Below are 23,434 nucleotides of genomic sequence, written 5' to 3' on the forward strand. Positions count from 1 at the left end.
TATATTTCCTAGGTTTTACATTGTAAATTTGCAGCGCTAGCTAGATGTCAACTAGCGCTGCTGATGCTAACGATAACGGAACGACGTTATTTTGAGTGAGGTTGCTCCACACCTTTTGCATATGTCACGATTTCGGTATCGGAATTAGGTTTATACATTCGTAGTATTCCCGTCCAGCCTTGTTCCACCTCAATGTTGTTGATGGCTTGAGAACCACAATTAAAGTTGACGGTATAGCTGCCATCGCTATTTTGTCTGAGTTCATCTTCACGACTTGATAACGCAAATTTCTCAGTGTGAACGTAGGCATCTGCGCCGTAAGTCGTGATTGAGAAGAAACCGTTTTTACCCAGTGGTGGGGCGTCGAAGTTCATTGTTTGACACTGACCTGAGCGATCCTCAGCAAGTAAAACTTTGTAGTAAGCGTGCTCGCTCGGCAGTCCTCCGAATCCCATTGACGTTAAGCCTCTTGCATGAAAAAGTTCGACTTTACGTTGTTCTAGATTCTGTTCTGGTTTTAGAGGCTTGCCTTCAGGTCCACCCATCGCCTTGGTAAAGTCGAGCTTGAGTACATCGGCTTCTAAAGATAAACGAACATTTTCTCTATCAAACTGGTCAAATCCTTTTGGTATATAAGGGTTTGCAAAGTTGGCGGTCCCTTTAATCATATCTTGCTTTGCATTTCCGGCCTTAATATCAGCAGGGGAGTTGGAAGCAACTTGGGTGCGTGCGATGACCCAAACATGCTTACCAGAAGAGAGCATCTCTGGCGTAATGGTAATCCTATTTTTCCCTTTCTCTGCATATAGGACAGCGACAGTGCGATGCTGTTCATCGATGATCTGAAGAGTCTGATAGGAATCGAGTATTGGTAGTTCGAATGTTACGCCACCCTCGGCATCCCAGATTGATTTTGAATAGAGCGTATCTCGATTCTGGCGTACGACGGTCTGAGTATCCATGGTGAGTAGTTGACGATCGTGAGTAAACTGGTTGATGCCGGACTTCTCTTGCTGCTCGAAAAAGTATTTGTCGGACTCCGCAAGGATAAAGTTATCTTTGGTAACTTTTGTCGAGCCGCCGTTCAAGATTTGAGTCTCAGTCGGTTGCCCTTTCTTAGGTAAATGGTCACCAAGATCGTGAGCGATTGACGCAGAAGTGAACAGGGTAGCTGTCAGGGAAGCGATGATTGTCAGTTTTTTCATTTCAATAACCTTTCGTGTCTCTATTGTACTGTTCGAGCATTGAGGACGCTGCCCGACCGTTCGTTTGACCGTATGACTCTCCCTAGCACGACAATTGGTTTATTTCCTTAGGTCTGGGTAAATCATAGAGAGATAAAGATATATTTTGAAATCATTAAATCTAATTATTGATATGTTTTTGGTGCATATCATGGTTCGCTGTAATCAACGAACCATGATGTAGCCTTGGATATTAACTACGCATCTAGGTGACTAGTTAGCAGCTTCTGCTTTAGGATGAGCACCGAGCACGACTTCTGCGGCTTGATTGTTGTCGAACATCGTAAAGTTGTAACTCTCTACTTGCCATGTGTCGTAACGGTCTAGGTAAATCGCTTTCGCATTCTGGTCTGTATAGACTGTCCATAGTGTAGGGAATACATCATTAAGATATGGGTCAATTTGGTCATAGCCAGCAAAGACCGTTGCTCCAGCAGCTTTCAGGCTATTCAAGGCTTCGCCACTGTCAGTAACGTCACGCTTATACATATCTTCAACCACTTCTTTGGCACGTAGTCGTCTATCATAAGCGCGGATCGTTGCGCCCGGTTCTGCTTTCTCTTTATCCAAGTTGATATGGAAACCGAACTCAGGATCATTGGATAAGTACTGGACACTCGGTGCATCTGTCATATCGCCGTGATAGATTTTGACCTCGCCACCAACAAACTCAATCACCGCGCTATCACCACTGGCGTCGGTGAGGTGATAATGCACAGGCGCTGGAAGGCATTCATTTTCATGGCCTGGCAAATCACATACTTTGTCTTGGACAACATCAATCTTGTCCAGTGTAGCAACGACCTCTTCAACGGAAGCGAAGTTATCGACCGCGTAATTTGCGAATTGTGATGCATCTACATCAGGCACGCCGGCACGGTTAGGTGCCATTTCGGTGTATTCCAAACCCAGGTAAAGAATACGAGCGACCAAACCTTCTTGGTTCATTGCTTCGGCGACAATTTGTGGCTCGAATGATTTGATTTTGATAGACGCGTATTTGCTGGTCGTGTTAACTGACTCTTTAGTTGTGCTGTATTGATTTGAGATGCCTTTACCTGTGCCGACGACCACAGCATCATCGTGTCCAAACCAATCCATGGTTCTCACTGAGAGACTAGCATCACCGTTATTGTAGATTGCTGATGTGCATGCTGTTACATCTGCGACGTAACCTGCTGATAGTGTTGCGACAAGAGCTAGACTTAGGACTGACTTTTTCATAATGACCTCACATGTTTGGTGTTGTGTTGTGTTTTGTTGAGGCCATAATAGACAACTAACGTTAATAGCTTAAATTAGTACCTGTAAGTAAGGCTAATAGGGTGGAGTAGGTGGATGAATAGGAAGAGTTGTTGATTTTGGTCTAGAGTATTAACACCAGCCGAATAACAAGGAAGTCAAATGAAGTCGTTACAGCAGTGGTTAGATGCTTACGGACAGAGTCACCAGAACAGTACTAATCGAAAAATACACAAAATCGCAGTTCCCGGTATCTATCTTTCTATTGTGGGGTTGATCTGGTGTCTACCTCAGTTACCACTTGGTGGCATGTCTATTAACTGGGTATGGATTGTGATGCTACCTGTGATGGTTTTCTATTTTCGTTTATCACGGTCTGTATTTATTCAGATGCTGATCTTTACTCTTGCATGTTTGGCAATTATTACTTTCGCTGAAATGCTGGGAATGTCGGTGCTTACCGTCTGTATTGGTATGTTTGTGGTACTTTGGATAATGCAGTTTGTTGGACACAAGATTGAAGGAAAAAAGCCATCGTTTTTTGATGATTTACAGTTCTTGCTGATTGGACCTATTTGGGTGTTTCGCCAGAAATGATGGTTGACTTAAAAAAGACCGCTATCCCAGTCAAACTAGGATAGCGGTCTTTGTATTTAACAATAATGCCTTCGACAATCGGTTTAGAACAGTCCTCCGTTCATCGAAAGGTGAGCGAGAATACTGGCAGCGTAGCCGAGGGCAATCACCGGCATCCACTTCAAATGTCCGAAGAAAGTGTATTTGCCGTGGGCAGCACCCATTAATGCAACGCCAGCTGCTGAACCGATAGACAGCAAGCTACCGCCGACACCTGCCGTTAACGTTACGAGCAGCCAGTTGCCCATAGAGAGCTCTGGGTTCATAGTCAATACCGCAAACATTACTGGAATGTTATCGACGATGGCCGAAAGAATACCTACCATTACGTTGGCCCAAACGGGATCCCATTGGGTATACATGATTTCTGAGACCACACTTAGATAACCTAGCAAACTTAACCCACCGACACACATCACCACTCCATAGAAGAATAGCAATGTATCCCATTCGGCATGAGAGACTCGTCTAAATACATCAAACGGTACGATGGAACCTAGTCGTTTCAGTGCGGTTTCGTCGTTGTTTGCTATAGCGATGGCTTTCTTCTTAGCAATGGAGCGAGGCAACGTTTTACGCAGGAAGAACCCGAAGAACTGTAGGTAAGCTAGTCCCATCATCATGCCCATGACCGGAGGGAAATGAAGCACTGCGTGGAAGGCAACGGCCGTTGCAATGGTGAGAATAAAGAGTCCAACAATGCGAAACGCTCCACGTTTTAGTTCTACGTGAGCATGAACCGCATCAGGTTGTGTCTTAGGAACAAACAGCGACATGATCACGGCAGGCACAATGTAGTTAATCACTGAGGGGACGAACAGAGGCATAAATTCGGAGAAAGACACATGCCCCGCTTGCCAAACCATTAAGGTGGTAATATCACCAAATGGGCTGAATGCACCGCCCGCATTAGCTGCGACCACGATGTTAATACAGGCAATATTTACAAATCGTAGATTGCTTCCCCCCACTTTAAGCACGACGGCACACATTAATAGTGCGGTGGTGAGGTTATCGGCAATAGGGGAGATGAAGAAAGAGAGGATGCCTGTTAACCAAAATAAGGTTCTAAAGTTAAAGCCTTTTCCGACCATCCAAGATTGAAGCGCATCGAATAGTCGCCGCTCTTCCATCGCCGATATGTAGGTCATTGCGACCAATAAGAAAAGTAAGAGCTCGGCGTATTCAAGTAGATTATGTTCTAGTGCGGATTTTGCGACTTCTATTTGACCAAGGTCTTTATAGACTAATCCGATTATTATCCAAATTAAGCCTGCTGCGAGCAGAACAGGTTTTGACTTACGTAATTTAAGGTATTCCTCCATCATGACAAGGGTATAAGCAATACCAAAAATAAGTAATGCTGCATAACCTACTGTGGATTGAGTGAAGTTAAAGGTATCCGAAGATACCGTTTCCGAAGCGAAAGTAGACGTGGCGATAAAAGGGAGTACAAAAAGGGTCTGCCATCGACTTTTTTTCATCATGTTTTGATCCTTCAAAAGCTAAATAAAATCAGGCGCTAACAATTGCGATACGATATTTTAAAGGTTATTCAACATTTTCGTTGTGAGCTAACTCGAATCTGATGAAGAGCTTGTGGTTAAAAAATAGACTTTTGACAATGTTTTCAGACCTCCTAGGCTTAGATGAAGGAATCTGTCTAATTTGGTGTAAGGGAGCAAACTCATGAAAACAGTCATTTCATTCTTGTTGACGACACTAATGTTTCTATTTGCGAATCCAGCTCTAGCCGAAACGCAACCTTACGTCTGTGACAGTGCCAACAAAGTAAACCTACCTTTTCCAGTCTTAGAAAGTGAATGTCCTATTGGAGAAGGGTTATGGGGACGCGGTGTGCCAAGCGAGAGTGATAAGTCTTTCTGGATACAATGTGGGTTCGTTCAATCGGGAAGTTTGCGTGCAGTGCCTAGCAACTTGCAGCAAAATGTCAGTAAATCGATATGGTTAAAACCTGAAATAGACGGAGATCGTTGCTTGATTGGTCCGTATGAAAACTTCGAAGCTGCAAGTTTCGATTTAGCCGAGGTGAAAGCTCTACCCGCATATAAAGATGCGTTTATCAGAACAACCAGTATTTTGATTACTACCAGTGAAACCCAGTTGGTGGCCAGTGCTGAAGGAGAGTCATCGGCGAACTCGTTGAAAGAAAGCTATAGTGCAGTGGTTGCGGCCACTCCTTTTATGATTGGTGGGCAGCATGGGCGCAACTCGTGCCTCTGTTACTTTTAGCGAAGGCTTGATTACTGCGATTAGAGCCAATCAGTATGCTTTGATACCAAACGGCTTTAATTTTTTCGGTAATAGCTCATCCAAATTCTGAATATCGTCTGGGAATATTTCAATAAGACTCAGGTCATGCTCTTGATAAAGCGCACGTGTGTGTTCAATGACTCTGTCGTCTGCTACATCGCTATCTGATCCCCAATATTGTAGGTAGACTTTCCCTTGTGGTAAGTAAAAATCACTCACGACATCTTGTTCTATGGGTAATTGCCGTTGATAAGCATGAACAACGCCTGCCATATATAACCAGTTATCAATAATTAGCTCGCCTTTCGATTGAACGTAATGACCATCGAGAGTGCGGTGCTTTGCCGCGAATTTTTGCCGAAAACTCGAGAAGGATTTTTCAGTAGAGTGCGCTTCTGCATCGTGACCTTTAAATTCGATGACGGACTGTTTTAATCGAGCGTGGCGCAATACAGAGGGGTGCCAAACCACAAACTCATTGTTGTTCTGTTTATCTTTACGAAGACGAGCACCAGCGCGAAGGCCAATGGCCGTCGCCTTCCATTGGCTATCGTCACGCTTTATCCAACCTAGCTCACTAAGTAGAAGATTGATCTTTTTAGCCGGAAGCGCAAAGTGTTCACCAAGTTGTGTTGCAGTCAGTGTTGAGTCACTAATAAGTGTATCGTCGATTACAAGGTTTGACGGCCACACGATAAAGCGTCCATATTTTTCACTGTCCACATAGTCACCGCCGAAACGATGCCCAATGTCAGTCAGTAACCAACTGGACTCGTGCCAGCTGATATAACCTGCGCGCTTCAAAAGCGTAAACAGTACTTTAGACTCTTGGTTTCGACTTTTTGCTAGTGCGGATGTGGACAGTTTATCGTGCATTCGATTCCTTACTCGGCCTTTTCCATAAGAGTTAACAGTTGCTGAGCTGCTTGTTTGGGTGAGCCGGCATGACTAATTGCTGAAACGATCGCGACACCATGAACACCAGTTTTTGCTACATCTAACAAGTTTGATTCGTTGATACCACCAATAGCAACAATAGGTAGCTCTATCTGTTGAAGTGCATTCGTAAGCCCTTCAAGCCCCCATTCAGTTTTTATGTTGGTTTTGGTTGTCGTTGAGAATATGGCGCTTAGCCCAATATAGTCGATTGGAAGCTGTTTCGCTTGTTGCAGTTGCGTTTCGCTTTCAATAGAAAGACCAAGAATCTTATCCTCACCGATAAGGGTTCGAGCTAGGGTCGCTGGCATATCGGTCTGTCCCAAATGCACGCCATCTGCATCGATGGCAAGGGCGACGTCTACTCGGTCATTGATGATCAATGGAACGTTAGTACCCTCAAGCACCTTTTTGACAGCTGCTGCTTTGGTGATGAAGGTCCTAATATCATGATGCTTTTCACGTATTTGCACCATTGTCACTCCACCTTCAACAGCCTGCTTCACGACTTCTATTAACGCATCGAGGTCTTGGTTTTCGTCTGTTACAAGATAGAGTCGATAAGGGTTGCGAGTCATCGTTTGTCCTTAACACTCTTTAATGTGGAGACGGCGTAGCACTTCTTCATCACTAAGCTGATACAGAGCATCAAGCAAATTCATTTGCAGTGAACCTGGGCCTTTTGATTGCTCTGCCGCGATTTCACCTGCGATGGCAAATATTGCCGCAGCCGCGAGGCCTGTGGTTTCACCAACCGCAGCAAATGCCCCTGTTACCGCTGATAGTGAGCACCCCATACCGGTGACAAAAGGCATCATCTCATGACCATTACTCAGTGCGTGAGTGGCTTCTTTATTGACGACGTAGTCGGTTTCACCTGAGATTACGACACAGCAGTTGTAGGCTTCTACTAATGCGCGCGCCGCAGATAAAGCTGCCTCACTTGAATCCAGTGCGTCGACACCTTTGTTTTGTGATTTTTCCCCTGCCATGGCAATGATTTCTGATGCGTTACCACGAATGATTAAGTTGTCAGCGAGTTCTGCAAGTTGACGAGCGGTTGAGGTTCTTAATTTGGTTGCGCCACATCCAACAGGATCGAGTACAACTGGCTTATTATTTTCATTGGCTTGTTCTACGGCGAAGAACATACCAGGACGCCACACACTATCTAAAGTTCCAATATTGATGACTAGTGCGCCTGCGAATGACATCATTTCCGCCATTTCTTGCTTTGAGTGTGACATGATTGGCGAAGCACCTACCGCTAAAAGTGCATTGGCGGTGCTATTCATGACAACAAAATTCGTAATATTGACGACAAGTGGTTTTTGCTCACGTACTTTTTGTAGCGCGTTGATAATAAGGTCTTTGTTCATGTTTATCTCCAAACCTAGATTGAGCCGATAGAATGACAATAAATTAAAACAGGCTCAGGTTATGACTTTTTGAATGATTGTAATGGTATTTAGCTCTGTTTGCTTTAGATAGCGTGTAAAGAGGTCAGAATAATGATACCGACAGTGCAAGTAAGCGTCGAAAGCACTGTTGTCAGTGCGATAATATTCGCTGCAAGCACTGAGTTTCCTCCCATAGAGCGAGCCATGACGTAGCTTGCAGCAGCGACTGGCGATGCACTCATAAAAAATAGAATGCCTAACTCCAAACCTCTAAAACCGAACCAGTAGCCTGCTGTTGTCACCACAAATGGAGCCAAAATAAGTTTGTAACTACTGGCGAGCCATGCTGGTTTCTGTTCTTTTTTCATCGAGCTTAAGTCTAGCGACCCTCCGGTACAAAGGAGGGCTAATGGCAGTGTCATTCTGGCGAAATAATTGCCGGCATCAATGGCTATATCAGGCACGGGAATCGACAACATGTAGAATACCAGACCAGACACAATTGCGATAATTAATGGGTTTTTGGTCAATGTAGTCAGCATGATTTTTCCGGCTGAAACACCAGAGTCTGTGCCTTTTGGGGTAAGGCAAATAACCGCTTGAACATTATAAATAAAGGTAGTGACAGCAACATAGATAGCCGCTAAAGCGACCCCTTTTTCTCCGTATGCGTTGGCGACGTAAGCCAAGCCTATAATCCCGGTATTAGCTCGAAAACTTCCTTGAATAATGACGCCTTTATCCGTGGAGTGACGAAACATGGCGCCAACGGAGGTGTATGTGAAAATGAAGAACAGTATATTGGCAATAATACTAAAAGTAATGAATTGGCTCGCTGCGGAGAAATTGTGCTCGGAGTTGACGATGCTTAAAAATAGCATGGCGGGTAGGGTAACTTTAAAGACTAACTTAGACGCCACGTCGATAAAATTATCGTTGATCAGACCGATTCGTTTGAACACTACTCCCAAAATGATCATAAGACAAATTGGGCCCGTGATGGTGATAGAAAACAGCAGTTGGTCGACCAAAGAGTCCATAAACATTCCATATTATCAGCGCAGTAGCATTGAATAATTATTCCACATCTTCTCATCCCAATAAATCAAGGATTGCAAAAAAGTACGACCGTGCTAAATTGGTGGTGTATTCGTTTTATTAGAGATTTAAATGGGCAAAGGTAAGCTGACCAAAGAGCACATTCTTAATCAAGCGTTCGGCATAGCGAGTCGTGAAGGCTTAGAAAGCCTGACGATCGGTGAGCTGGCTAAGCAGTGTCAGATGTCGAAGAGTGGTCTATTTGCGCATTTTAATTCCAAAGTGAACCTACAGGTAGCGGTGGTTGAGTATGCCGACGCTACGTTCCAGACTCGTGTGATTGCCCCTGTAAGAGAGCATCAGCATGAGTTGGTTATTGATAAGCTTAAGCATTTGATTGATAACTGGATGTGTTGGAATCAATCTTTCCAAGGCAGCTGTATGTTTATCGATGCTTGGCGTGATAATCGTCAAGACGAACTGCAAGTTTCTCTACGCAAGGCGATTTATCGCTGGATCAGCTACTTAACGATACAAATCGAGAAGGCCGTCAAAACTGGTGAGTTGAAAAAAGATCTGGATGTTAAGCAAGCGGCATTTGAACTTTATGGGCACTATCTTAGTGCGCATGTTTTTTACTCCCTCGTTGGGCAAGAAGAAAGTAGCCAAAGGTTTTGGAATAGTGTGACTAAGTCTTTTGAGTCTTGGTCGAGCTAATAGACATTTTTTTAAGATAAAAAAGCACGACCGTTCGAATCGTGCTGCAAGGAAGAGTCAGTCATGAGTGACAAAATTTACTTCAACACTTCTAATAAATTCAGTTTTAAAAAGCGCATGATTAACCTTACAACGCGCGCTCATCATAAGTTGGCGCCTAATCATGCGAAGAACACTGCGAAGAAACTATTGTTGACGCCTGTTCGTTCTAAACCAAAGAATTCTGAGCCTCAGGGATTGGTAAAGGGTGAGATCGCGACGCCAGAAGGTATGTTAAAGACATATCGTCTTGGTACAGGTCCTGTGTGGATTTTGACTCATGGTTGGTCTGGTACGGCAAGCCAATTCTTCCCACTAATGGAGCACATCGCAAGTCGAGGGTTTACTGCGCTTGCGTATGACCATCCTGCTCATGGTGAGAGTGAAGGTGCGTTTGGGCATATTCCTGCCTTTGTTGGCGGTTTAGAAGGTCTGCTGGATAATGAAGACGATGTTGCTGGGTTAGTTGGGCATAGCATGGGCACGGCTTCGGCGATTGAATGTAAGCACGCGAAACTTCATGATAAACCTTTGCTGCTTATCGCGCCGGTTCTCGACTATCTTGATAATTTGTTTGGTAGCGTCGCGCGTTCTGGCTATTCGATGCGTTTGTTTGAAGCGGTAGTCGATGATATTCAAACCCAATATCAATACCCTCTGCAAACCATCGATCCCTATAACAAATTAGCGCTTCGCAATGCGCCAACTATTATCGTTCATGATGAAAAGGATCGTTTCACTAAATATTCCGTGTCGAAGAAAGCAGCGCAAGAGATGGTCAATGTAGAGTTGGTCACTACACATGGACAAGGACATGGTCGGGTTATGCAATGTCAGGAGGCAAAATCGAGCTTTGATAAGCTGATTGGTGCTTAATAAAATCAAGATGTTGTAATTATATCCATATTGTTGATGTGGTTAACAGATTGATAATTTTTCATTATGCGCTTGGTTTTCTATATGGGATCATAACTTGGTCCCATAAGCGTAGAAACTGAGTATCAGTGTCGTATCCTCTTTAATATAACTACATCGGATACAGTCAGCCTTCTGATCGAATCTAACTTCCGGTTTCATTATCTCGTTTATGGCGTTAGGGCCGCGACATTGAAGCGTGTTTCAAGGTCGCTTTCGCCCGTCTAATCAAAGGAAGCCATAATAATGAATAGAAACGATAGTGTCCCCTTACCCTCCAATACCCGAGAGTGGTTCTTTAACCGTAACAGCATGATTATTCTTGCCGACGTCGTGCTGTTTGCTGTGCTCTATAACACCTTACCATTTGAACCCAGTGTCGTGCTGGGAATTAGTATCTTAGCGTTTATTGCTGTGCTGTGGTTGACCGAAGCGCTTCACGTGACTGTGACTGCTATATTGGTGCCGGTGATTGCGGTTTTGTTCGGTGTGTTTGATACGCAGACCGCTTTAAATAACTTTGCCAATTCCATCATATTTTTGTTCTTGGGTGGTTTTGCACTAGCAGCCGCTATGCATAGGCAAGGCTTAGACAAGGTTATTGCCGATAAAGTGCTAGTAATGGCAAAAGGTAAGATGAGCGTTGCGGTGTTCATGCTGTTTGGCGTCACCGCACTTTTATCTATGTGGATCAGTAATACTGCTACCGCGGCAATGATGTTGCCATTGGTGCTTGGTGTATTAAGTAAAGTAAATGAAGAAAGCGGCCATAACACGTACGTTTTTGTACTACTTGGCATTGCTTATAGCGCGAGTATTGGTGGTATTGCAACAATGGTTGGAAGTCCACCTAACGCGATCGCTGCGGCAGAGGTAGGGCTCTCTTTTACTGACTGGATGGCATTTGGCTTACCAACATCAATCATTCTGCTCCCTATTGCATTAGCTGTCTTGTTCTTTGTATTAAAACCTAAGCTTGATGGTGAGTTCGAAATCAATCATGAGCAAGTGAATTGGGATAAAGGGAAAGTAGTTACTCTGCTTATCTTTGGTCTTACGGTATTCTTGTGGATATTCAGCAAACCGATCAATGCAATGTTGGGCGGGTATGCGAAATTCGACACCATTGTTGCTCTTGGCGCTATTGTTGCGGTGAACTTTGCTCGAGTAGTTCATTGGAAGGATATTGAGAAGACCGCAGACTGGGGTGTCTTACTGCTGTTTGGTGGTGGTATCTGTTTGAGTAATGTCCTTAAGGCGACGGGAACGAGTGTTTTTCTTGCCAATGAATTAAGTGACATGATCTCTCAGTTCAACATGTTGGTGATTATCTTGGTGATTGCGGCGTTCGTGGTCTTCTTAACTGAGTTTGCCAGTAATACGGCGAGCGCGGCGTTGCTGATTCCGGTTTTTGCGAGTGTCGCTGAAGCGTTTGGAATGTCACCGGTGATTTTGTCGGTGTTAATTGCAGTGGCAGCCTCTTGTGCGTTTATGCTTCCGGTAGCGACACCTCCGAATGCGATTGTTTTTGCCTCTGGTCATATTAAACAACAAGAGATGATGCGTATTGGTATTATCTTGAATATCGCTTGTATCGGTGCTTTGACCATAATTGCAATGAGCTTTTGGGCATAGTCTAACGTCATCGAGTTGACTAAATAATCAAATAGGTCGTAAATACAAAAGGGTCATCAGTGTGTACTGATGACCCTTTTGCTTACCAGTTTATTTCGTCCAGCGCATTATAGATAAGCTGAGCGCCAAGCGGTGACAAATGAATACCATCGGCTTGGTATAGCGATGCGTAGCCTCTTTCGCATGCATATTGTTCAAACGTTTGGTAGATATCCACGATCTCAAGCCCATTCTCTCCGCTGCTGTACATTGCTTTCAACTTTTCGACATGTTTTTGGCTCAACTGCTTAATAGCACTGCGTATGGCTTCAACGGTGTCTTTACGATTGCCAAACATTGAGAGCGAACCAACTGGGTCGATAGCAGAAGTGACGATTAAAATGGGTTGAATACCATGATGTTGAGACTGGGCTATCATAGCGTTGAGGTTACTGGCAACCACACTGATATCTGTGCCCCAGTTGAGGTCGTTCAGCCCGCCAAATAGAACAACGGCATCAGGAGCTTGGTCTAAAACTTGTTGTTTGAATCTAGATAGCATTCCTGTTGTCGTGTCACCGGGTACACCACAGTTGATAAACTCAATATCTGGATGGGCTGCAATGAGTTTATCTGACCAGTTTTGATTTGTGGCTAAACCCCATCCAGCCGTCAAGCTGTCACCCAATAGGACGATTTTTTTCACGTATTATTCTCGTATGATCGAAAAAGCCGCTCCATTAAGAGCGGCTTTTGAATAAGGTAGATTAGTTGCTGCTGATGTATTCTTTAAAGCGGGCTTTAGTGTCAGCATCTGCCTTGTTGTACCAAAAGATTAGCATCTCTTCAGCCGTACTGTCTGCTGCGCCACCTGGTACTGCGATTTCTGCGTTTGCTGAATTAGCAGGTAAAGTTGCGGGTAGCGTTACTGCGGAAACAGTGCCTGCTACTGCGATAGCGGCTACGCCACCTTTACGGTTGTAATCCTCGGCTTCTCGGTCGTAATCACGACCTATCTGCATACCGTCCTTAATCAGTTTGTCCTGAGTCACTGGAATAACATTGCCATCAGCGTCGACCAAAGACCATTTAAAGCTATCAATGTCCTTTTTAGCCTGGCGTTCATTCTGGTAGGTGGGCACTTCTAGAGTGAGTTCTGTATTGCTAGCATCAAATCGAGCGATGATTGCTTTGCTTGGAACCGTAACACGTTCTTCTCGATTCAAATCAAACAAAGGCTCGAAGCGAAATACAATTTGATTTACACCATCTGGAAGCGTAGCAGTTTTTCCAGAAGAGAAGAAACCGTTGGATTTTGTAACTGGGTCTCCAGCATTGACTGATAGTAGATCAACAGAGTCTGGGATTTTGATCGTCACATCAGCAACAGCCATGGTGCTGCAACCGGCGAGTAATGCACAAGCAAGAATCTTAGAAGCTTTCATTTTATTTTATCCTAGCAGAATTATTCTAATAGTTTAGCGTACACTAGATTGCCTATGTTATGGATTGATTGCAATCTTCGCCGCAATACTAATATGGAATTTAATCAAAAAATTACAATGCATGCTTGTCATTGTTGTGGTCGACGATCGGAAATACTGCATCGTAAACCAGATTAAAGAAATAGGCGTAAAATAGAGCCACAATTACGAAGCCCAAGTCAGCTAGCACGGCATCGATTAATGATAGGTTTAAGCTCCATGCCAACAATGGAATAGTCGCGACTAGTAACCCTAACTCGAACAGTAATGCGTGGTAGACACGTTGAGTGGGGGTCTTTTTTGATGTCCCTCGTAAGTAAATCAAAGCTCGATCAAAAGCATAATTGTAAATGTAGTTCCAGACCATAGCGATCAACGACAGCGAAAATGCAGTTAACGCTGCGGTTTTGACGTTAGCTCCGAAAACAAACATACAAATTGGTGCTGCAATAAGTAACAGTAATAGCTCGAACAAAATGGTATGTCTCAATCTATCCGCAGGGCTTCGCATTACATTTTTTGAATTCACAATGTGCTCTCCTTCACATCTCATCGAATTGCGCAAACTTTATAAAAAAAATATTACATTTTGAAGATCGATCTATTATATTTTCGAATTGGTCGGAGGAGTGATGACTCTAATGCCATATTTTCGTAAGAATATGATCTAAATATACTTTTTCAATAAATTCAATGAATGTGTTGCTCATTTGGTGTGTTATTAATATATATATGATCGACTATTGTTTGTTCTGAATTGCCAGTTTTGAAAATTACCTATTAACTATGCGTATACTTGGTCTTTTTCCTCAAACTAATATTTAGTAGGATGTCGATTGGTGATACCTCCACCAAACTGCACTCAATGAGCCTAAGTGGTCTCAAAAGAATGGAATCTAAGTGCTACGTACGATTTTCAATAACGCACAGAGATTTCATTTGAACACGCCAAACTTTTCATCGACTTTGATGGCTATATCAATACTAGCTTTTGCCCCTTATTGCGACGCGAGCGAATCGAAGACTTCAACAGAGAGTCAGGACAAGCCCGAAGAGTCGGTGGAAACATCAGATGAGCTTCCTGACCGCAAGTTCGCCGCATTTCCTGTTCCAATTACTGATGATGCACTTGGTCTGGGTCTTGGCGTTAATGCCATGTACCTTCACGACCGAGCCGAAGGCGCTAAAAACCCCTCTACCAGTATGTTTTACGGTCAATACACTGATACAGGCAGTGGCATGGCAATCATAGGACATGAACATGTTTTCGCGCATGATGCGTGGCGTGCGGGTTTCTATGCTGGACACTTTGGTCTCAATTTGAAATACACAGGGCGCGTCGGAATGCAGTTACCTAAAGCCGCTCAATATTCATCCTACTCTAACTTTGTTTACGCAGAGGTACGTAAGCAAATCATTGATGATCTGTATTTGGGGGTGCAAGGTTTGTGGAGTGGTGGTAACGCAAGCCTTAATGAGCATACCGATCCAGAAATTAAAAAAGCGTTTGAGCAAGAAATGAGTGGCAGCAATAGCGCGCTTGGACTGCTTATGACCTACGACTCTCGCGATAATATGATGGGGGCGACGCAGGGATTAAACGTCGATTTGAGTACCTTGCACTACTCAAGAGACAAACGGACGGGCAAACGCTTTACCAGACTGGATGCAGAAATTAGTCAATATTTCCCAATTGGAGATGATGTGCTGGCGTACCGAGTTATGGGTAAGGAAATGTTAGGTGATGCGCCAGAATATGAGTTTGTGACCCCCAGTTTACGTGGTGCCGATTGGAATAAATACCGAGGCAGTTCAGTGTACCAAGCTGAAATTGAATATAGGCATAAGTTCTCCACACTCTGGAGCGGTGTGGCTTTCGCTGGTGCGGCGGTGATAGGTAATCAGGACCGGTACTACACGCACTCGGTTCAGTCTGAAGTTGTGCCGTCGGCTGGCGTCGGTGTTCGTTACCTATTGAATGCCAAAGAGCGATTTACTGTTGGCGTAGACGCGGCGGTATCAAAGATGGGAAATACCAGCTTTTATATTCGTTTTGGAGAAGCTTTCTAGATGCCAGCTAAGCCATTTTATTGATTTATAGCGCAAATAATCGGTACTGGCATTATTGTTTTGGTTTATCTTTGGGTGCAATTTTTGTGCTATTGTTTTACGATGGTGCGCTTGTTAATAATATAGTCAAAGGGTTGGGTATGCTGAATATTGAACAGCTTGTTGCTTTTGTCGCTGCGGCAGAACAAGGCTCATTTTCTGCTGCTGCGAGGCATTTAGGAAAAAGCCAAAGCTCAGTGAGCATTGGTGTCAATAATCTGGAGGTCGATCTCGGGATTACGCTTTTCGACCGCAGTACCAAGTACCCTAAGCTGACGCCGCAAGGCGAGCGAATGTTGTCGCAAGCTAAGGTGCTTTTAAGACAAGCTGAACGAATTCGTAATTACTCACAAGCTAGTGTTGATAGTGTTGAAGATACATTAAAGATCGCCATTGACCCTTTACTACCATTCTCTTTGTTGGAATCCGCAATTGAGAAAATGTCTCAACGCTTTCCTTTCACACAAGTTGATGTTTCGAGGCTTGCAGCACACCATCTCACTAACGCGATTATCAAAGATGAAGTGGAACTTGGTTTCAACCTAGCGGCCGACGCGGTGCCAGAAGGGCTAGACTTTGTTTCTATCGCTAATATTGAGTGGGTCTGTATTTGTAGCCCGGATTCGATTTTTGCCGACATGCAGCAAGTGAGCAATGAAACCCTTATTGGCGAACGACAAATTGTGTGTCGCAGCATGATGCAGAATACGGTGCTTCAGGCTCAGGGCGCGTTTTCTCAAGATATTTGGCAAGCTGACGATCAAGAAGATGTGATCAAGCTGGTGGAGCAGGGTATCGGCTGGGCGATAGTGCCTAAAGATTTCACTGTTGAAAAGCAGGCGATGGGTACCTTGATTGATTTTAGGCCTGAATTCCAGCGCTATGAAATGATGAACTCAGCGGATGTGCTGTGGAAATCCAATACGAGGTTAGGTCCTGCCGCTAAGTACTTATGTGAGATGCTTGGTGTCTTCTAAGTAAAAATAGCCCCTCAACCGAGGGGCTATTTTTATGTTTGATGAATATGGACTTGATTACGACCTTTTAGTTTTGCCTGCTGTAGGCTTTGAGTAGCTCTACCAATAATGCCATCTGTACTATCTCCTGTTGCTGTAACGCCAATAGAGACGGTTGCTGTAATCCATTCATCATGAATGTTCAAAGGTAGCTTTTCTATCAGCTGTCTTAACCATTCAAGCTGCTTTTTCGCATCGACGTTGTCGTTTGCCTCGAATAGTACCGCAAATAGTCCGCTTTCATAGCGAGCAATGCAATGTGACTTTGGCTTTGGGAAGCTGCGTTTGATGATGTCTGCTACATACAGAATAATCGTGTCGCCAATCATATCGCCATAGTCAGCATTGATTCTTTTTAATCCATTTATATCGATCAAAGCAAAATAAGCGCTAGAATTTCTGAGTTGCTGGGTCAACTCTGAACGCATGGTGAGCTTGTTGTCCAGTCCAGTAAGTGAATCCTTATCGTTGAGGTATTGGAACAGCAATAAGTTTGAAAGAGCGACTTCAGAGAAATCTCGAATAGCTCTTATTACGCCATCAAAGGCAAAAAACGCACTCTTAACGTATATCACGCCAATTAGGGTATCCCTCTGAAATAGAGGCAATATGTAATGACGCCCATTCACTTGAAGCTTTCGCGCTAACGCATCATTGTTACTGTTATATACATAGTTCAATTGACGTGAGGTGAAGATGGACGGCAATGACTGGCATTGATGAATAACTTTGGTATTGCCATGAAAGTCGACGGTTTTAAAGCTCCCAGTATCTTGTTCGTATAGACAAAATTGTACGCCTTTGTGGAAGATAAAACGGTCAAAGATGGCGCGAAGATCGTGTTTAAAATGAGCAATGTCAGGCGCCTGGTTGAGTCTTGCTAAAGAGTGGTTGAGCTGGTAACTGATGTAGTTAATAGATAGAGCCAGCGATAACAGCGCTAATATCACCAAAGCGGTGAGTGAAATCTGATAAGACGTAAACAGAATATCTGCTCGACTTGTTCCAGAAACGAATATCCATTTCATTGGGTTTCTTGCGTCAAACATACTGACTTTGAGTTCGCCATTGTAGTGGTATTCGTAGCTACCTCTAGTTTGTCCATAGGTGATCTTCTGTTCTAGACCCTTTAGGTAGCTGATGGATTCTGTGCCGATTCTCAGAGGATTAGGATGGAAAATAAGTCGGCCATTGGTGCCATCTATTACGAATACATAGCCTTCTTTAAGCGTTTTCATATTCGCGAGATATTGGGTGATATGCTGAGCGTCTACCTCAAACCAGACTTCTAGCCTGGGGTGACTAAGTTGCTGTTTGATAGCAAATACCCAGAGCCCATCTTGCTTTTGATATAGGGTCGAAACAGCATACTGGTGCGAAAGAGCATCGAAGGAGTGCCACTGAATCGATGACTTTGTCTGCTCGCTAATACCTTCTCCATGATTATCGACATAGGTTTGAGCGATCGGGTCGAACACACTAATACTTTTATACAGGTACGTGTTGTCTAGTGTTTGCGTAACAAGTGAAGCAAAACGTGCGTCGTCAATATTCTTTTGCAGTAAATCCACTTTTGCAAAGGTCGCTTCAATTTGTGACCAAACTAGTGCCGTTGCCATTTTCACATTGGACTGAGATTGAGATTTCGCGAGTTGAAGAGAATGTTGATATTGCTGATAGGAGATAAAAATAAGCGCTGCAATAAGAGCAAAAGTGAGCGGTTTTAGGGCTCGTAGTAGGATTTTCGGCAGAGACATATTGTATTAAACCATTTGAGCATGCGGAAATGGTACTACGTCTTAGATAAGGGATACAAAACAATTATTTGACGTAAAGTTAGTAGAGATCAATTGATAAAAATAAGAGGTTGAAAAACAACCTCTTATTGATGAATGGACTAACGTTAGATCATGAATCTGTTGGAGAGAAGTGCAAAATAGCCATCGACATTGGAGCTTGAAGTATTTCACCTTCAGCATGTCCTACTTCAGACTCTGCAATATGAGTATCGCAAATGGTCTTCCAAGTCTGGTTTCGATCGTTTGGCAAGGTAAAACGAGCAGGTGCTTTGGTTTGGTTAATTAAGTAAACCATCTCATCACCGTCATCCCCAATACCAATATGTAGTGCGACGCTACTAAGTCGATTCCAATCTTCCATGCTCATTAATTTTCCATCCACACGGCTCCAGAAAATGCGATTGTCGTTACGCTTCTCACCGCTAAATGCGCGGATGAAAGGCACCATATACTCTTGGCGAGCGGCAAGCATGTCTGCTAGCCATTGTCTGAAGTGCTCTTTCGGCTCGCTTGAGCTCCAGTCCAACCAACTGATCTCATTGTCTTGGCAATAGGCGTTGTTATTACCTTTTTGCGTGTGTGAGAGGACATCTGCGGTCAAAATATGGGGAATACCAAACGAGAAGAGCAGCGTTGCCATAAAGTTACGCTTTTGCTTCTCGCGAGTTGCCAAGATGACTGGGTTGTCTGTGTCGCCCTCTGCGCCATAATTGTCTGAGCGATTATCACCGTGTCCATCACGGTTTTGTTCACCATTGGCCTCATTATGCTTATGCTTGTATGACACCAAGTCTTGCATAGTGAAACCATCGTGGTAGGTGATGTAGTTCACGGTCAGTTTATATGGCCAATTTGCCGCACTATATAGGTCTCGAGAACCCATTAATCGGGTAGCGAACTCTTTCAAGTAACCTTGATCGCCCCGCCAGAAACTGCGCGTAATGTCTCGCAAACGATCATTACACTCATTCCAACCAAATGGGAAGTTACCGACTTGATAACCATTAGGACCGATATCCCATGGCTCTGCAATTAACTTAGTCTGTTTTAATACAGGATCTTGCGCGACAGCTCTAAAGAAGGCAGCGTCACGGTTAAAGTTATCTCCGTTACGACCGAGTGTCGCAGCAAGGTCAAAACGGAAGCCATCGACGTTGAACTCTTGAACCCAATAACGGAGTGTATCCATAACAAGGTTGAGTGCTGGCTGATAATTGAGGTCAACCGTGTTTCCGCAACCGGTAAAGTTTGCAAAGAACTCACCATGGCGTAGATAGAATTTAGAATCCAAGGCTTTCAGATTGAAGACCGCTCCGTTATCTCCACCCTCTGCAGTATGGTTGTAGACCACATCAAGAATGACCTCAATACCATGGCGGTGAAGTTCACGAATAGCTGATTTTAGTTCTAGGACAGCATCTGAATCTGCATAGCGCGGATCTGGTGCCATAAAGACATATGGGTTATAACCCCAATAATTAACTTTATCCATGTTGAGCAGGTGAGGTTCATGCATACAGGCAGCGACAGGGAGCAATTGTATAGAATTGATATTTTGCTGCTTATAAAACTTCAGCATCTCTTCGCTGACTAAGCCTAGATACTTACCTCTATTCTGCGATGGGACCTTCTCATTGAGCTTAGTGGAGCCTTTTACATGAGTTTCGAACAGCACCATTTCTTCGCGAGGGATTCTTGGTAGCTTAGTGTCTTGCCAATCGAAGTCGTCAGCAATGACCACACATTTCGGTAGTTCAAAGCTTTTTGATACATCAAATGGCGGAATATAGTGCAGGGCTTTGTCCAACGATTTTGCGTAAGGATCTGATATGAAATGACGCTCTTCACACGTTTCTATGACAAAACCATAACGTTGCCCAGCCTTGACTTCGCTAATGTGGGTATGCCTTACTCCAGCATATTCATTAGGGAGTGGGAACAATTGAATATTATCGTTGTCATCAAAGAGAGCTAATTGGATATCTGGGCAATCTGGAGCATGGATCGCGAAGTTACATCCTCGTTTATCCAGCGTCGCCCCTAATGGATATGGGCTTGATTGATGTTGTGTCATAAGATTTTTTTCTATTTGTTCGTGAATGACATTACTTAACTTTCAATAGTTAATAGCTTTGTAAACATTAGGTCAAGTTAAGATCACAGAATTTTAAATGTAATTTAATTTCAGTTTATTTGGCGTTATTTTGTAAAAAGTGATGTAAGACGTATTTTGTGCGTCAAAACATTACCAAATCCGCTACTCCTCCCCCCTTTTTTTGTGACTTATCCTTAAAAAACACCATACGGTTATTTTTCTCATCCTTTCTCATCCCCCTTAACAATCTTCAGGGTGGAGGACGTATCGCACTTACTACTTGGTTAATCTGACACCGTTCAATCAACTCGGGACCCTAAACCGATAAATATTTCAGACCTAAACGCATCAGTACTGCCTCTGCGGCGTTTTGGAAAATGAAATTGAATATAACGATAAGTTAAACGGAGTTTTCTAATGAAAAAAGTAAGTGTAATTGCTGCTGCAGTGGTGGGTGCTTTAGCTTCAGGCGCTGTGATGGCGGAAGACAAAGTACAAGAAGGTTGGCAAGTTAATGGTTATGGACACCTTCTATATAACGTAGGTGAGTCGCTACAACTTAATGAAACTTGGGAGCACCGCCGTGACTATCGCGCAGCGGGTGCAGCTTTCTCTGGTAACCCTAACCAAGTAGAGTTTACGGTAACTAAAGGCAATAACTACGAAAACGGCGCTTGGTCTAAATACGTTCTAAAGACAGAATATGGTAACAACGAGGGTGGTAATGGTCGTGGTTTCTATGGTTCTTCAGGCGGTAACGACAGTCACCTTTCGTCAGGTCAATTAGAGTTTAAAGAAGCGTATGTAGAGCTTGGTGACCTTTCAATGTTTGCTGAAGGCACCAGCATCTGGGCTGGTAAACGTTACTTGAACCGTCAAGCAGGTATTATCACGAAAGAATATTGGAAGCAGTCTTCGGGTCTAGGTGCGGGTGTAGAATATAAAGGCCTAGATTTTGCGGATAATTTAGGTTTTGCAGTAGTTTCTGCTGATCCTGGTGATGGTTATTGTGTGAACACAGTTACGCCGGATAATGGTCCGGATTATGACGAGACTGTAAACGGCAAATACTGTAATACGCTAGATGATGGTCGTAGTACAACATTAACGTCACTAGACCTTTACTTATATGGTATTAAAGGACTCGGCGGAAGCTTTGATTTCGACCTTAAGTACCAAGTACGTGCTCATTCAGATCAATATCGTGTAGATACTAATACACCAGATGCAGCTGAAAATGGTATTGGCGCTGGTATTACTTATTCTCGCGACTACTACGGTTTTGATGGCTGGTCATTAACGGGTGTTACTTATGGTAAAGGCATTGCGGCCACTAAAGGTACAAACTTCGGTAACTGGAATGGTGGATGGGCAGAAGACGATGTTTCTCTATTCTTAACGTCTTACGGTGTTGCCAACATTACTGAAAACGTTCAACTTGGTTCAGAAATTGTTTATTGGAACATTGATAACAATGATCGTGGCCAGGTTTGGGGCGCGCAGGATGGCGTAACTCGCGCATTCTTGGGCTTAACTCCTACGTACCGAGTAAGCGACAACTTCCGTTGGGAAGCAGTTTTAACAGCGGCAAGCGAAACAGCTAAGGGATGGCGTACAGACGATACAACGTATTTCTACTCAGCTACATTAGCACCTGTTTTCACTGTGAATGCAGACTACTGGGGACGTCCACAGATCAAACCATACATTGCTTATATGTCATCTAGCGATGATTCTTATGGATGGTCGCAATCATCGAAAGGTAGTGATACTCGATTCGGTATCGAAGCTGAAATCTGGTTCTAATCAACCTAGTTGAATTTACTAGATGAAGTCTTAATCTAACAAGGCAGTCTAAGGACTGCCTTCTTTTTCTAAAATGGTGGAATATTATGAACAAAAATATTTTGGCGCTAGTACTTGGACTAAGTGTGGTTGGTTGTGCGAGTAACTCTGGTGTTGAGCCCACCATCACAGATGCTCAAATGAAGTCAGAAGACGTTTGCTGTATCAGTAAAAAAGATTTTGCTTGGGTGGAGTTGGATAAGACTGAAGATGTTGGTTTTGTAATTGATGAATCATCTCCTGTATGGGAATTCAAAACCGGTAAGAGCTTTTTCAATGCGTTCGAGTTCTCTCCTCGTTCTGGCAAAGTAAAGGTAACCCTGAGCAGTAAAATGCTCAAAAAACGAGTGTTAGCACCGACAGTTCAATTACTCGACAAAGAATATAATGTGGTAAGAACTATCACTCTTGATGAATTCAATATTCGCTATTCAGACATGTTCGATGCGAATCGTTATGTAACGAGTTTTGAAGTCGACGCACAGTCATTACCTTACATGATTGTGTTCACTAACAGTTCAGATGTCGGCCAGTTAGTTTCTGTACCACATCCTGCCAAGGTGAGAGCAGAAGAAAGCGGGGAGCCGTTACCTATTGTTACTGACCCTAAGTTTAAACACAGTTATGTCGGTGAACTGAATTTAGAAATAGAGACCCTCACATTGGGGTCTAGAAAAGTTGATAATTCCATGGTGGCACCTGTTACAGCGGCAACGACTGGCGTTGTAGCAACTAGTGTGAAAGCAGCTCCAGCAACCATTCAACCAGAGACGACAAGCTATTATCATAGTGCGATCCAAAAAGCCGTCGCCGAGGACAACATCCCTAAAGCACTTAGCCTGCTAGATGAAGCGAAAGCTCTTAACGTCGAAGGTGCTCAGGAAACGTTTGTTAAAGCAATTAACAGCCGTAAGTAACCTAATATAGAATTTACTCCATCTCGAATCATTCTGCTCGGTATAGGAAGTGGCAATGGTTCGAGGCTTTTTCTCTAAGCAGATATTCAGCCAACGTCATTTCTCTAAACTAAG

General features: G+C 43.6%; 21 protein-coding genes. 9 read left to right on the forward strand and 12 right to left on the reverse strand.

The annotated features are described in order from the left end of the window. Positions 1-86: 86 nt before the first annotated feature. Together JKJ11_RS24450 and JKJ11_RS24455 are read right to left on the reverse strand one after the other, a co-directional pair. Positions 87-1,205: a DUF1254 domain-containing protein gene (locus tag JKJ11_RS24450; protein ID WP_062461998.1), complete on the reverse strand. Its 1,119-nt coding sequence runs from the start codon at positions 1,203-1,205 to the stop codon at positions 87-89. Between the two features lie 252 nt (positions 1,206-1,457). Next, the gene (locus JKJ11_RS24455) at positions 1,458-2,468 is read right to left on the reverse strand and encodes a linear amide C-N hydrolase (RefSeq protein WP_252039470.1); all 1,011 of its coding nucleotides are present in this window, start codon (positions 2,466-2,468) and stop codon (positions 1,458-1,460) included. A 180-nt stretch (positions 2,469-2,648) separates the two neighbouring features. On the opposite strand from JKJ11_RS24455, the gene JKJ11_RS24460 reads away from it, so the two are divergent. Further along, the gene (locus JKJ11_RS24460; RefSeq protein WP_252039471.1) at positions 2,649-3,083 is read left to right on the forward strand and encodes an Mpo1 family 2-hydroxy fatty acid dioxygenase; all 435 of its coding nucleotides are present in this window, start codon (positions 2,649-2,651) and stop codon (positions 3,081-3,083) included. An 83-nt stretch (positions 3,084-3,166) separates the two neighbouring features. On the opposite strand, the gene nhaD is transcribed toward JKJ11_RS24460, so the two are convergent. Further along, a complete protein-coding gene (gene nhaD / locus JKJ11_RS24465) occupies positions 3,167-4,609 on the reverse strand; it encodes a sodium:proton antiporter NhaD (RefSeq protein WP_006070121.1) in 1,443 nt (480 codons plus the stop codon). Between the two features lie 202 nt (positions 4,610-4,811). Between nhaD and JKJ11_RS24470 the strand changes: the two genes are divergently transcribed. After that, positions 4,812-5,375, forward strand: coding sequence for an SPOR domain-containing protein (locus tag JKJ11_RS24470; RefSeq protein ID WP_096442083.1), 564 nt, complete (start codon positions 4,812-4,814; stop codon positions 5,373-5,375). A 30-nt stretch (positions 5,376-5,405) separates the two neighbouring features. On the opposite strand, the gene JKJ11_RS24475 is transcribed toward JKJ11_RS24470, so the two are convergent. The 4 genes from JKJ11_RS24475 to JKJ11_RS24490 all read right to left on the reverse strand — a co-directional run bounded on the left by JKJ11_RS24475 (position 5,406) and on the right by JKJ11_RS24490 (position 8,772). Beyond that, entirely contained in the window at positions 5,406-6,272 is an 867-nt protein-coding gene (locus tag JKJ11_RS24475) for a glycerol kinase (protein WP_198558593.1), read from the reverse strand. A gap of 8 nt (positions 6,273-6,280) precedes the next feature. Further along, positions 6,281-6,910: a thiamine phosphate synthase gene (gene thiE / locus JKJ11_RS24480; RefSeq protein WP_198558592.1), complete on the reverse strand. Its 630-nt coding sequence runs from the start codon at positions 6,908-6,910 to the stop codon at positions 6,281-6,283. Positions 6,911-6,919: 9 nt separating this feature from the next. Beyond that, positions 6,920-7,711, reverse strand: coding sequence for a hydroxyethylthiazole kinase (gene thiM, locus JKJ11_RS24485; RefSeq protein ID WP_038230796.1), 792 nt, complete (start codon positions 7,709-7,711; stop codon positions 6,920-6,922). A gap of 104 nt (positions 7,712-7,815) precedes the next feature. After that, the gene (locus tag JKJ11_RS24490; protein ID WP_006070116.1) at positions 7,816-8,772 is read right to left on the reverse strand and encodes an AEC family transporter; all 957 of its coding nucleotides are present in this window, start codon (positions 8,770-8,772) and stop codon (positions 7,816-7,818) included. A 130-nt stretch (positions 8,773-8,902) separates the two neighbouring features. On the opposite strand from JKJ11_RS24490, the gene JKJ11_RS24495 reads away from it, so the two are divergent. From JKJ11_RS24495 to JKJ11_RS24505, 3 genes are all read left to right on the forward strand, one after another. Next, positions 8,903-9,487, forward strand: coding sequence for a TetR/AcrR family transcriptional regulator (locus tag JKJ11_RS24495; protein ID WP_252039472.1), 585 nt, complete (start codon positions 8,903-8,905; stop codon positions 9,485-9,487). 63 nt (positions 9,488-9,550) lie between these two features. Next, positions 9,551-10,402, forward strand: a complete 852-nt coding sequence (locus JKJ11_RS24500) for an alpha/beta fold hydrolase (protein ID WP_031494422.1) — start codon at positions 9,551-9,553, stop codon at positions 10,400-10,402. A 285-nt stretch (positions 10,403-10,687) separates the two neighbouring features. After that, complete coding sequence (locus JKJ11_RS24505; RefSeq protein WP_006070113.1) at positions 10,688-12,076, forward strand: SLC13 family permease; 1,389 nt, start codon at positions 10,688-10,690, stop codon at positions 12,074-12,076. 82 nt (positions 12,077-12,158) lie between these two features. On the opposite strand, the gene JKJ11_RS24510 is transcribed toward JKJ11_RS24505, so the two are convergent. The 3 genes from JKJ11_RS24510 to JKJ11_RS24520 all read right to left on the reverse strand — a co-directional run bounded on the left by JKJ11_RS24510 (position 12,159) and on the right by JKJ11_RS24520 (position 14,068). Beyond that, positions 12,159-12,761: an SGNH/GDSL hydrolase family protein gene (locus JKJ11_RS24510; RefSeq protein ID WP_252039473.1), complete on the reverse strand. Its 603-nt coding sequence runs from the start codon at positions 12,759-12,761 to the stop codon at positions 12,159-12,161. A 61-nt stretch (positions 12,762-12,822) separates the two neighbouring features. Then, positions 12,823-13,500, reverse strand: coding sequence for a DUF2057 family protein (locus JKJ11_RS24515; protein ID WP_252039474.1), 678 nt, complete (start codon positions 13,498-13,500; stop codon positions 12,823-12,825). Between the two features lie 112 nt (positions 13,501-13,612). Next, complete coding sequence (locus JKJ11_RS24520) at positions 13,613-14,068, reverse strand: PACE efflux transporter (protein WP_038168217.1); 456 nt, start codon at positions 14,066-14,068, stop codon at positions 13,613-13,615. A 371-nt stretch (positions 14,069-14,439) separates the two neighbouring features. Here JKJ11_RS24520 and JKJ11_RS24525 point away from each other — a divergent pair, with 371 nt between their 5' ends. Next, positions 14,440-15,609 (forward strand): BamA/TamA family outer membrane protein, encoded by a 1,170-nt coding sequence (locus tag JKJ11_RS24525; RefSeq protein WP_006070109.1) that lies wholly within the window; start codon positions 14,440-14,442, stop codon positions 15,607-15,609. Between the two features lie 140 nt (positions 15,610-15,749). Beyond that, the gene (locus tag JKJ11_RS24530) at positions 15,750-16,625 is read left to right on the forward strand and encodes a LysR family transcriptional regulator (protein ID WP_038221951.1); all 876 of its coding nucleotides are present in this window, start codon (positions 15,750-15,752) and stop codon (positions 16,623-16,625) included. Between the two features lie 32 nt (positions 16,626-16,657). Here JKJ11_RS24530 and JKJ11_RS24535 read toward each other — a convergent pair whose 3' ends face one another. Continuing rightward, complete coding sequence (locus JKJ11_RS24535; protein ID WP_252039475.1) at positions 16,658-18,421, reverse strand: sensor domain-containing diguanylate cyclase; 1,764 nt, start codon at positions 18,419-18,421, stop codon at positions 16,658-16,660. Between the two features lie 151 nt (positions 18,422-18,572). After that, positions 18,573-20,537, reverse strand: coding sequence for a glycogen debranching protein GlgX (gene glgX, locus JKJ11_RS24540; protein ID WP_252039476.1), 1,965 nt, complete (start codon positions 20,535-20,537; stop codon positions 18,573-18,575). 438 nt (positions 20,538-20,975) lie between these two features. Between glgX and JKJ11_RS24545 the strand changes: the two genes are divergently transcribed. Both JKJ11_RS24545 and JKJ11_RS24550 read left to right on the forward strand, forming a co-directional pair. Next, on the forward strand, positions 20,976-22,364 hold the full coding sequence (locus JKJ11_RS24545) for a carbohydrate porin (RefSeq protein WP_038230787.1): 1,389 nt from the start codon (positions 20,976-20,978) through the stop codon (positions 22,362-22,364). A gap of 86 nt (positions 22,365-22,450) precedes the next feature. Then, the gene (locus JKJ11_RS24550) at positions 22,451-23,320 is read left to right on the forward strand and encodes a MalM family protein (protein WP_006070103.1); all 870 of its coding nucleotides are present in this window, start codon (positions 22,451-22,453) and stop codon (positions 23,318-23,320) included. Positions 23,321-23,434 lie beyond the last annotated feature (114 nt).

It is taken from the genome of Vibrio sp. SCSIO 43133, assembly GCF_023716845.1.
GTDB classification, from domain to species: domain Bacteria; phylum Pseudomonadota; class Gammaproteobacteria; order Enterobacterales; family Vibrionaceae; genus Vibrio; species Vibrio mediterranei.